Genomic DNA, 11,238 nt, shown 5'->3' on the forward strand with positions numbered 1-11,238 from the left:
ATCACTGTATTGTGGTCGCAATGCGCTGTCAACGCGCAGTGACGGCGACGGGTGGGGGATATGGCCACGATCTATGAGGTGGCGAAGCTGGCCGGGGTCTCGCCGGCGACCGTCTCGCGCGTCTTCAACGGGCTGGGCGTCTCCGAGGCGAAGACCCAAGCGGTGAGGGATGCCGCGCGACAGCTGCGCTTCAGCCCGAACCGCACCGCGCGCTCGCTTCGGCGACAGGAGTCCGAGGTCATCGCGCTGGTCATCCCGGACATCGAGAACCCTTACTTCACCGAGCTCGCTCGGGGGGTTGAGGATGTCGCGCAGAAGGCCGGGTATTCGGTCGTGCTGTGCAACTCCGACGCGCAGGTCGAGAAGGAAGCCCGGTACCTGCAGATCGCGATCGCCGAGCATATGGCGGGGGTGATCCTGGCTGCAGCCGCCGATCATACGAGCCTCGACGACATTCTTGCGACGGGTCGTCCCGTTGTGGCGGTCGACCGGGGAACGGGATACGACATCGACGGAGTCGTGATGGCGAACCGCTCGGCCGGCATGGCCGCCACGGAGAATCTGGTGGATGCCGGGTACCGCCGTATCGCGTTCATCGCAGGGCCGGAGCACATCGAGACGGCGGAGGAGCGCGCCGAGGGGTGGCGTGCCGTGATCGCTGAGCGTCTCCCTGACGCGCCGGTCGGCGAATTGCTGCGGTACTCGAGCTTCCAGGTCGATGGCGGGCGTGCGTCGATGGAGCAGCTGCTTGCGCTGCCCGAGCCGCCCGATGCCGTCGTCGCCGGCAACAACCTCATCGGCGTGGGAGCGATCCAGGTGCTCACCGAGCACGGACTCACCCCGCCTCAGCTCGGGGTCGCCGTCATCGGATCGCTGCCGTTCACCACGCTCTCGCCGAGTGCCGTGACGCTGGTGCGCCTGCCTGCCCGGCACATGGGCGTCACCGCGGCGAGGCTGCTGCTCGAACGCATCGGTGGTGACGACCAGCCCGCCCGCACGGTGGTGCTGCGTCACGAAGTGCAGCCCGCAACCGCCCTGCGCGCGGTCTGAGCTGCGGCATCCCGCCCTCCCCTCCCTCCTCGCCCTCCGCCTCCCGCTTCCCGCTTCCCGCCTCCCGCCTCCCGCGCGCGGAGGGTGATCTCGGCGCAACGAGGGTGGTTTCGGCGGGGCGGGTGTCGAGGGGCGGGCGCCACGCATTGTGCATGAAATCGATTTCGTGTAGCGTGGGGCCGCGGTCGCAAGGGCGCCAGAAACCGTCTCGGGAGGACACGATGCAGTGCACGCTCGGCGTCGACGTCGGGACGTCCAGCACCAAGGGTGTGCTGGTCACGAGCGCCGGCGAGATCATCGCCACGGCGGCGATCTCGCATGACGTACAGCGTCCGCACGTGGGCTGGGTGGAGATGGATGCCGCGGTGTGGTGGCGCGAGTTCGTCGAGCTCTCCCGCGAACTACTCTCGCGTGCGGGCGATGATATCGATCTCATCGGTGTAGGCGTGAGCGGCATGGGGCCCTGCGTGCTCCTGACCGATGAGCATGACGACCCGGTCCGCCCCACCATCCTCTACGGCGTCGACACCCGGGCCGCGGCACAGATCGACCGCATGACCGCGGAGCTCGGCGTCGACGAGATCGTGCGTGTGGGCGGATCGCGACTGACGAGCCAAGCGGCGGGGCCCAAGATCGCGTGGGTCGCCGACGAGGAGCCCGAGGCGTACGTGCGCGCGCGGCGACTGTTCATGCCGGCGTCGTTCCTGGCCCGCAAGCTCACCGGAGCGTACGTGCTCGACCATCAGTCGGCGAGCCAGACCACCCCGCTCTACGATGTCGAGCGCAATGTGTGGCACGAGCCGTGGTGGGATCGCTTCGCGCCCGGCATCGAGCGCCCCGAGCTGCGGTGGGCCGGCGAGATCGCCGGCACGGTGACGGCCGAGGCGGCGGAGGCTACCGGCATCCCGATCGGCACTCCCGTCATCACCGGAACCATCGACGCCTGGAGCGAGGCCGTGAGCGTCGGCGCGCACGAGCCCGGTGACCTGATGCTCATGTACGGCACGACGATGTTCCTCATCGCAACGGGGGAGCGCACCTTGCGCACGCCGTCGATGTGGACGACCGTCGGTGCGTTCGAGGGCAGCCGCAACCTCGCCGGGGGACTTGCGACCAGCGGTGCGATCACGGCGTGGCTGAAGGACCTGACCGATGCCGACTATCCGACCCTCCTCGCCGAGGCCGAGGTATCGGGCCCGGGGGCGCGCGGCCTCGTCATGCTGCCGTATTTCGCCGGCGAGCGCACGCCGATCCTCGATGCCGACGCACGCGGTGTCATCGCCGGGCTCACGCTCGACCACTCGCGCGGCGACCTCTACCGCGCCGCGCTCGAGGCCACCGCGCTGGGCGTGCGGCACAATGTCGAGACCATGCGCGCCGCCGGTGCGGACATCCGTCGGATCGTCGCCGTGGGCGGCGGCACGCAGGGCGCGCTGTGGCTGCAGATCGTGTCGGATGCCACGGGACTGAGCCAGCACCTACCGCAGACGACGATCGGCGCGAGCTACGGCGCGGCGTTTCTCGCCGCGACGGCCGTCGCCGACTCGGGTGAGGCTCCGCGTATCGAGGAGTGGAACCCGATCGTGCAGACGATCGATCCCGACCCTGCCGTAGCCGCCGTGTACGACGAGCTGTTCGACCGCTATCTGCGGCTGTACGTGGGCACGAAGGACGTCGTGCACGAGCTGGCCCGGACGCAGCGAAGAGAGGTGGCCGCATGACGCGCCGGGCCCGCGGCATCCCGCACACCGCCACCCGTGCTGCGTTCCCGCTCGGCGGGATCGGCACGGGCACCGTGTCGCTCGGCGCGCGCGGCGAGCTGCGCGACTGGGAACTCGAGAATCTCCCGGACAAGGGGCGGCGCAACCCGAACTCGTTCTTCGCGATCCACGCGCGACCGGCCGGCGGCGAGCCGGTCACCCGTGTACTCGAGGCGCGGCTGAACGGACCGTACGACTGGGATGCCGGTGCGCCCTTCGACGCGCTCGCCGGGCTCCCGCGGCTCGATGCGGCGACCCTGCACGGCGAGTACCCCGTCGTCGACATCGATTTCGCCGATGAAGCCCTGCCCGTCAAGGTGTCGTTGCACGCCTTCACGCCGCTGGTGCCGCTCGACCCCGACGCGTCGGGCATCCCGGCGGCGGTGCTGCGGTACACGGTCACGAACCCCACTGACACGCCGGTCGACGTGACCGTCGTCGGCTCGGTCAGTCACACCGCGGGCCGCGGCGACGGACCGTTCGGCATGCGCGGCACCCAGAGCGTGCAGTGGCGTGACGACGGCGCAGTGCGTGGCCTCGACTTCGGCATCGACCTGCCCGAGGATGATTTCGGCTACGGCACGCTGGCGCTGACGACACGGGATGCCGCGACCACGGCGAAGCCGCAGTGGGTCACCGGCTTCTGGCCCGACGGAGCGCGGCTCTTCTGGAACGACCTCGTCGCCGACGGCCGCCTCGACCCCGAACCCCGCCTGACCCTCGAAGACCGCCCGCGCGGACTGTTCGCCGAGGGCGACACCGGGCGTCCGATGAGCGAGGAAGAGCTGTTCGCGACCCTGCCGCGCATCCGCACCGGGTCGCTGGGGATCGTGCATGAGCTCGGTCCGGGCGAGAGCCGCGACTTCGAGTTCGCGCTCAGCTGGTCGTTCCCGAACCGGCACCGCGGGTGGCTCGGGCACATCGTCATGAAGGACCCGCATGCCGACGAGGTCGTGCGCAACCACTACGCCACGCTCTGGCCGGATGCCTGGGCCGCGGCATCCCATCTCCACACCCATCTGCCCGCCCTCGAACGCGCGACCGACGCGTTCGTCGAGGCGCTGTACGGCGGGTCGCTCGACCCTGTCATCGCACAGACTGCGGGCGCGAACATCGCGGCGGTGCGCTCGACGACCTGCTTCGTCGTCGAGACGCCCAACCCGGTGCTCGGTGAGGGGCCGGTGTTCGCCGCATGGGAGGGCTCGTTCGACCACGGCGGCTCGTGCGAGGGGACCTGCACGCATGTGTGGTCGTACGCGCAGACCGCGGCCTGGCTGTTCCCGCAGCTGGAGCGCAGCGCGCGGCGCAACGAGTTCCTGCTCGAGACCGACGAGGCGGGCGCGCAGAAGTTCCGCTCGAACCGCGTGTTCGACGGCCCTGGCTGGTTCATGGGACCCGCGGTCGACGGACAGCTCGGCACCGTCATCCGACTGCATCGCGAGTGGCGGTTCTCGGGCGACGACGACTTCCTGTGCGAGCTGTGGCCTGCGGCCGACCGCGCGCTCGCGTACGCGATGCGCGAATGGGACCGCGACGGCGACGGGCTCGTCGACGGCGAGCTGCACAACACCTACGACATCGAGTTCCACGGCGTCGAGCCGCTCGCGAACGGGATGCTCGTGGCCGCCTTGCGCGCAGGAGCCCGGATGGCACGACACCTCGGCGCACACACGCGCGCCGCAGAGCTCACCCAACAGGCAGACCGCGCCTCCGCCCGCATGGACGAGCTGCTGTGGAACGGCCAATGGTACCGGCAGGTCATCGACGACGTCGATGCGCACCGATACCAGTTCGGCGAAGGCGTGCTCTCCGACCAGCTGCTCGGACAGTTCCACGCCCGGCTGAACGGGCTGGGTGACATCCTGCCCGCCGACCGCGTGCGCAGCGCGCTGGGCGCGATCATGCAGCACAACTTCCGCGACACGCTGCGCGACCATGAGAGCACGCAGCGGATCTATGCGCTCAACGACGAGGGCGGACTGCTGCTGGCTTCCTGGCCCACCGGTGGCCGGCCGGCGATCCCCTTCGTCTACTCCGACGAAGTGTGGACGGGCATCGAGCACCAGGTGGCGGCATCCCTCGCCTATGCCGGACGCACCGACGATGCGCTGCACATCGAACGGACGCGGGCCGCCCGGTACGACGGCGTCGTGCGCAACCCGTGGAACGAGATCGAATGCGGCAACCACTACGCCCGATCGCTCTCCTCATGGGGCGTGCTGCTCGCCTTCACCGGAGCGCAGTGGGATGCCGCATCCCGCACCCTCTCGTTCGACCCGGCCGAACCGGGACCGCTGCGCGCCCTGTTCACCACCGGCACGGCGTGGGGGCGCGTGTCGATCGACGGCGACACCGTGCGGCTCGACGTCGACGGCGGCGTGCTCGACGTCGATCTGCTGCGAGTGCGCGGGCGCGCGGCACGTGCGCTGAGCGAGCGTCAGCGAGTCGAAGCGTCCACCCCCCTTCATCTCACGGCCGGCGAGCACGTCGTGCTGACACTCACCGACCCCGACCTCAAGGAGGCACCATGACCGACTACACCTTCCCCGCGCCCGTCGCCCGGCCCGAGACGCAGCCGAAGACCGCATACCTGATCACCTCGGGCGACCTGCGCGAGTCGGCCAACGTGGCCGGCTGGCCGGTACAGGAAGCCACCGAGGCCGCCGTGACGGCCGCCTTCCGGGACCTCGGCTGGAACGTCGTGCGGGCGTTCGGCGTCGACGAAGAGCGCGGGCACGGGTACATCCGCAGCCAGCGGATGGGCATGGAGGTGTTCAAGAACATCCCCGACGACGCCCCGCTGGTGGTCGCCATCGCGAACTGGCAGTACTCGCACCACGTGCTCGCGGGGCTGCGCACGCACCGCGGACCGATCCTGACCACCGCGAACTTCGCCCCCGACTGGCCGGGGCTGGTCGGCCTGCTGGGCCTGAACGCGGGCCTGACCAAGATGGGCAAGGAATACTCGACCATCTGGTCGGTCGACTTCACCGACGACTGGTTCCGGGCCGGCCTGAAGGAGTGGATCGAGACCGGGCACATCACCCACGACGCCTCGCACGTGCGCGATCTGCCGGCGCTGCCTTCTTCTCCCGAGACCGAGCTCGGCCAGGCGCTGGCCGCGCAGCTGGTCGCCGACAAGGCCATCATCGGCGTGTTCGACGAGGGCTGCATGGGCATGTACAACGCGATCTTCGACGACGAGCTGCTCAACGGCACCGGCATCTACAAGGAGCGGCTGTCGCAATCGGCGCTGTACGCCGAGATGCTGACGGTCACCGACGCCGAGGCCGATGCCGCCTACGACTGGCTGATCGACCGCGGCATGACGTTCGAGTACGGGCAGGATGCCGCGACCGAGCTGACCCGTGACCAGGTGCAGTGGCAGCTGAAGATGTACATCGCCGCACTGCGCATCGCCGACGATTTCGGACTGGATGCCGTGGGCATCCAGTATCAGCAGGGTCTGAAGGACCTCGTCCCGGCGTCAGACCTCGCCGAGGGCATCCTGAACTCCACCGACCGGCCACCGGTGTTCTCCCGCGACGGACAGCGTGAGCTGCACGCCGGCCGCGCGTTCCCGCACTTCAACGAGGCCGACGAGGGCGTGGCTGTCGACGCGCTGGTGACCAACCGGGTCTGGACGGCGATGGGCCTGAACCCCGACACGACCCTGCACGATGTGCGCTGGGGTGAGGACTACGACGGGCAGTTCGTGTGGGTCTACGAGATCTCCGGCTCGGTGCCGGCGTCGCACCTGGGCGGATGGGACAAGGCCGTCGGCAACCGGCAGGGCCACGTCTTCTTCCCCGCGGGCGGGGCGACCATCAACGGGGTGTCCAAGCCGGGCGAGGTCGTGCTCTCGCGCATCTACATCGCCGACGGCGGACTGCACGCGGACCTGTTCCGCGGAACGGTGGTCGAGCTGCCGGCGGAGGAGTCGCAGCGCCGCAAGGATCTGACGAACCCGGAATGGCCGATCGCCAGCGTCGTGCTGCACGGCCAGAGCCGCGACCAGTTCATGGCGCGGCACAAGGCCAACCACGCCCAGCTCGTCTACGCGCCCGACGCGGACACCGCCGACAAGGCGCTCGTCGCAAAGGCCGCGATGCTCGGTGGGATGGGCATCACCGTGCACCTGTGCGGGGAAGTGAACCTGTAGGGCGGGTCGGGCGCCACCCGGTCGTTGGGCGAGCGCGAGCGAGCGAGTCGAAACGACCTGGCTGCCGCGGCATCCGGTTCAGAGCTCAGGAAATCTGTGCTCGCCAAGGCACTTGCGCTCCGATTCCGGCGCGATGGCGTCGAAATCACCTGAGTTCTGAACGGAGAGTAAGGAGCAGAACATGCGCGAAGCAGCCGTCGACGACACGGGGTGGCTGCGGCCCGCGGCGGGCACCGGGCCGCGCGAGCCGCGGTGGGGGCACCCCGAGGGACTGCAGATCGGCCTGCATCCGCTGGGCGGGCCGCGCGGGCTGATCCGCGTGTTCACGCCGTACCTCGACCATCCGCGCGACCGGCTCGTGAACTTCTTCGCGATCGAGCCGATTCCGTACGGTCAGACAGAGCGCGGTTACTCCGAGCTCGAGCGCTCGCGCCTGGATGATGAGCCCGGGCTGCGGTTCTGGTCGGCGGACGACCCGACCGACCCCACACCGCGTGCCGGCGACGACCCGGCGCGCGGTGCGGTCCACGACCTGGCGCGCGGTGCGGTCGACGAAGAGACCCTGACCGTCGGCATCCTGAGCGAGCCGTTCGCGAACGGCGCGGACGTGTGGGTGACGGTGACCTTCACCCGCGACCGCCCGCACGAGGTGCGGTTGGCGGCGTTCGCGCGCGAGACCTCGGTGCCGCTGGAGTCCTGCATCCTCACCGCGACGATGGGCAACTGGGCGCGACTGCGCGAGATCGAGCTCGCTGGGCGCACCGTGCGCGCCACCGAGCTGTGGCCCGATTACCGCGGCAGCGACTTCGCGCCACACGCCTCGTTCGGGGCCGACGAGCTGCCGCGCGACGGCGACGAGGTCGTGTTCCGGGTCCGTCCGGACGAGGAGGACCCCGCCGGCGCCGTCTACGCGGATGGCACGGCGGAGCACTGGCACTACGTCGGCCGCCGCGCAACACAGGAGTGGCGTGCGGCCGATCCCGATGCCGCGCTGCGCGGCCAGGTCAACGGCCGCCACACCTACTGGATGAGTGAGCATCCGCTGCCCGGCGGCATCGCGTTCGAGAACGTCGAGCTGGTCGAGCCGTTCCGGCAGGGTCGCGCGTTCACGTTCCGCGTCGAACCGCTCTGACCGTGGCTCAGGCGGCGGTTCCCACCGGGCGCCGGTTCCACCAGATCACGACGAACACGCCGGTCACCACGATGCGCACTGCGAGGTTGACCACCAGCACCACCGACATGCCCTCGGCCGCGAGATAGACGATTTCCAGCGCCGCGGTCACTGCGTGCAGCAGGGCGAACGCGAATGCGATGAGGCGGACTGCCCGACGGTCGGCGATCCGCACGGCGCCCAGCGAGATCAGCGCGATGGCCAGCTCCGTGGCGCCGAGCAGATAGGGCAGCAGCACGACCGCATCGGTGGCGAAGCGAATGCCCACAGTCGCCGGGATCGCTGCAGGAAAGACGACCAGCACCACTGCGGCCGCGAGGGTCACGACCCCGTGGACGAGGAACACGATCCTCTCGAACAGACGCTTCGGCGGGACTGCCACGTGCCCAGGATGGCAGAGGGATGCCGTGACCCGGCGCGCGGCGCGCGGCATCCCGTCTGTGTACCGCCCAGCCTGCGCACCGCCCGCCCGGTCCGCCTGCGCGCCCACCCGGCCCGCCTGCAGGCCCACCCGAGGCGCGCTACAGGTCAGAGCCCGAGCACGGTCCTCGCGATGAGGAAGTAGATCACCAGGCCCGTGGCATCCACGAATGTCGTGATGAATGGGTTCGAGAACACCGCCGGGTCGACGTGGATGGCCCGTGCCACCAGCGGCATGATCCCGCCGATGGTCGCCGCCACCGTGCACACGGCGATCAGGGTCAGGCCGATCACGACGCCGATCGGCCAGGAGTAGACGGCACCGGCGATGACGAATCCGACGAGCCCCAGCGCGAGGCCGAGCAGGAAGCCGACGCGCACCTCCCGCCCGAGCACGCGGAGGATGTCACGCGGGGCCACTTCGCCCAGTGCGAGCGCGCGCGTGACGGTGGTGGCCGCCTGGTTGCCGGTGTTGCCGCCGGTGCCGATCAGCAGCGGCACGAACAGCGCGAGCGCGGTCATCTCAGCGAGCGTGGCCTCGAAGTGCGAGAGCACCTGCACGGTGAGCGTCGCACCGATGGCCAGCACGAACAGCCACACCGCGCGCGAGCGCACGAGCCGTGGGATCGGCGTGCTCAGGTACGGCCGGCCCAGCGGCTCGACGCCGCCCTGGCGGGCGACATCCTGGAGTGGATGCCGCGGCATCCACTCACCATGACGCCTCGCGCGCCCGCGCGAGGGCGACGCCCACCGCGCGCGACGTGGCCGGGAAGGGCGCCGCCGCAACCCACAGACTTCGGAGTATCTGACGAAGTTCGGACCGTCACGCGTGATCGCTCCGAACTTCGCGCGATGCTCCGAAGTCTGGGAGGGCGTGCGGGGGCTCAGGCCGGGGTCGCCGCGGCGGCGGCGCGGGCGGCCGCCGGCAGCGCCTCGAGGATGCGGGACACCGCCGCATCGTCGTGGGCGGCGCTGAGAAACCACGCCTCGTAGGCACTCGGCGGCAGCGACACCCCGGCGTCGAGCATCGCATGGAAGAACGACCCGTAGCGGAACGCCTCCTGCCGCTGCACGCCCGCGTAGTCGTGCGCGAGATCGGACTGGAACTGGATGCTGAACAGGTTGCCCGCGCGCGAGATGACGTGCTCGACACCCGCCGCCGAGAGCGCCTCGTCGACGGCGTCAGAGATCGCATCCGCGACGAGATCGACGCGCGCGTACACCGCGTCGTCGGCGGCGCGCAGCGTCGCGAGGCCCGCGGCGACCGCCACCGGGTTCCCCGACAGCGTTCCCGCCTGGTAGACGGGGCCCAGGGGAGCGAGCTGCTCCATGATCTCGCGCCGCGCGCCGAGGGCGGCCAGTGGCATCCCACCCCCGATGACCTTGCCGAACGTGACGATGTCGGCGGCCACCGGCTCGAGCCCGAGCCATCCCGCCGGCGACACGCGGAACCCGGTGAGCACCTCGTCGACGATCAGCAGCGCGCCGTGGGTGTGCGCGGTGTCGGCGAGAAACGCGTTGAACCCGGATGCCGGGGCCACGACTCCCATGTTGGCGGCCGCGGCCTCGACGATGACCGCCGCGATACGGTCGCCGTGCGTCCGGAACGCCGCCGTGACGGCGGCCGTATCGTTGTACGGCAGCACCAGCGTCTGGGCGGCGATCTCGGGGGGAACACCCGCCGACGCGGGCAGCGCCAGCGTCGCCAGGCCGCTGCCGGCATCGGCCAGCAGCCCGTCGGAGTGGCCGTGGTAGTGCCCGGCGAACTTGACGATCAGCGGCCGCCCGGTCACGCCCCGGGCCAACCGGATCGCGGTCATGGTGGCCTCGGTGCCGGTCGACACCAGCCGCACCTGCTCGACGACGGAGCGGGGTGCGTCGGTCGTCGCGTGGGTCGTGTGCGGCGAAGCGCCCTCGTTCGGCGACGTCTCGACTCGGTCGCGCTGGCCGCTCCCTCGCTCGACGACCGGGGTGGCGCGCTGGCCGCTCCGTCGCTCGACGACCGGACTGGCGACCGGCGCCAGCCGCGCGATCACGGCCTCCGCCAGCTCGGTCTCGGACGGCGTCGACGCCCCGAACGACAAGCCGCGATCGACCGCGGCGTGCACGGCGTCGAGCACTGCGGGATGCCCGTGCCCGAGCAGCAGCGGCCCCCACGAGCAGACCAGGTCGACGTATTCGCGACCCTCGACGTCGGTGATGTACGGGCCGCGGCCCGACACGAAGAACCGCGGCGCCCCGCCCACCGAGCGGAACGCCCGCACCGGCGAGTTCACCCCGCCGGGGATCACCGCCGATGCCTCGGCGAATGCGCTCTCGTTGCTCATGCGTGTGCCTCCGTCCGGGCGACCGTGTCGCAGAAGGTGTGGGATGCCACGGCCCGAACCCGCGGGTTGTGGGACACGCTGGCGGGCGTGTCGCAGAAGGTGTGGGATGCGGCATCCCGAACCCGCAGTTTCTGAGACACGGTCACGGGCGTGTCGCAGAAGGTGTGGGATGCCGCGGCCCGAACCCGCGGTTTGCGGGACACGCTGGCTGGCATGTCGCAGAAGGTGCGGGATGCCGCGGCCCGAACCCGCGGGTTGGGGGACACGCTTACGGGCGTGTCGCAGAAGGTGTGGGATGTGTCATCCCGAACCCGCAAGTTCTGAGACACGACCCCACCGCCCCGCACG

The 11,238-nt window shown here is 70.5% G+C and carries 7 protein-coding genes and 1 pseudogene; 5 read left to right on the plus strand and 3 right to left on the minus strand.

All coding sequences use genetic code 11. The features are described from left to right. Positions 1–60: 60 nt before the first annotated feature. From H577_RS0106670 to H577_RS0106690, 5 genes are all read left to right on the plus strand, one after another. Entirely contained in the window at positions 61–1,050 is a 990-nt protein-coding gene (locus H577_RS0106670; protein WP_029145302.1) for a LacI family DNA-binding transcriptional regulator, read from the plus strand. Positions 1,051–1,271: 221 nt separating this feature from the next. Continuing rightward, entirely contained in the window at positions 1,272–2,771 is a 1,500-nt protein-coding gene (locus H577_RS0106675) for an FGGY-family carbohydrate kinase (protein ID WP_029145303.1), read from the plus strand. After that, positions 2,768–5,341 carry a GH116 family glycosyl-hydrolase gene (locus tag H577_RS15435; protein WP_051191824.1) on the plus strand — a complete coding sequence of 858 codons (2,574 nt, stop codon included), beginning with the start codon at positions 2,768–2,770 and terminating at the stop codon, positions 5,339–5,341. Before H577_RS0106675 ends, H577_RS15435 begins: the two co-directional genes overlap by 4 nt. Then, on the plus strand, positions 5,338–6,972 hold the full coding sequence (locus H577_RS0106685) for a fucose isomerase (RefSeq protein ID WP_029145304.1): 1,635 nt from the start codon (positions 5,338–5,340) through the stop codon (positions 6,970–6,972). Before H577_RS15435 ends, H577_RS0106685 begins: the two co-directional genes overlap by 4 nt. 181 nt (positions 6,973–7,153) lie before the next feature. Beyond that, positions 7,154–8,104, plus strand: a complete 951-nt coding sequence (locus H577_RS0106690; protein WP_029145305.1) for a hypothetical protein — start codon at positions 7,154–7,156, stop codon at positions 8,102–8,104. Positions 8,105–8,111: 7 nt separating this feature from the next. Here H577_RS0106690 and H577_RS0106695 read toward each other — a convergent pair whose 3' ends face one another. The 3 genes and pseudogenes from H577_RS0106695 to hemL form a co-directional block, all read right to left on the minus strand. Then, entirely contained in the window at positions 8,112–8,576 is a 465-nt protein-coding gene (locus H577_RS0106695; RefSeq protein ID WP_156876574.1) for a hypothetical protein, read from the minus strand. A gap of 95 nt (positions 8,577–8,671) precedes the next feature. Beyond that, positions 8,672–9,250 (minus strand): annotated as a pseudogene (locus H577_RS15440) (magnesium transporter); the annotation flags it as partial. A 197-nt stretch (positions 9,251–9,447) separates the two neighbouring features. Further along, positions 9,448–10,890: a glutamate-1-semialdehyde 2,1-aminomutase gene (hemL, locus tag H577_RS18075; protein WP_029145307.1), complete on the minus strand. Its 1,443-nt coding sequence runs from the start codon at positions 10,888–10,890 to the stop codon at positions 9,448–9,450. Between the last annotated feature and the right edge of the window lie 348 nt (positions 10,891–11,238).

This window comes from Microbacterium luticocti DSM 19459, assembly GCF_000422405.1.
Lineage (GTDB): Bacteria > Actinomycetota > Actinomycetes > Actinomycetales > Microbacteriaceae > Microbacterium > Microbacterium luticocti.

Excerpts from the sequence above, each read along its gene's own strand:
- H577_RS0106685 (WP_029145304.1), top strand. The coding sequence starts at position 5,338 with ATGACCGACTACACCTTCCCCGCGCCCGTCGCCCGGCCCGAGACGCAG.
- H577_RS0106675 (WP_029145303.1), top strand. The coding sequence starts at position 1,272 with ATGCAGTGCACGCTCGGCGTCGACGTCGGGACGTCCAGCACCAAGGGT.
- H577_RS0106670 (WP_029145302.1), top strand. The coding sequence starts at position 61 with ATGGCCACGATCTATGAGGTGGCGAAGCTGGCCGGGGTCTCGCCGGCG.
- hemL (WP_029145307.1), bottom strand. The coding sequence starts at position 10,890 with ATGAGCAACGAGAGCGCATTCGCCGAGGCATCGGCGGTGATCCCCGGC.
- H577_RS15435 (WP_051191824.1), top strand. The coding sequence starts at position 2,768 with ATGACGCGCCGGGCCCGCGGCATCCCGCACACCGCCACCCGTGCTGCG.
- H577_RS0106695 (WP_156876574.1), bottom strand. The coding sequence starts at position 8,576 with ATGCCGCGCGCCGCGCGCCGGGTCACGGCATCCCTCTGCCATCCTGGG.
- H577_RS0106690 (WP_029145305.1), top strand. The coding sequence starts at position 7,154 with ATGCGCGAAGCAGCCGTCGACGACACGGGGTGGCTGCGGCCCGCGGCG.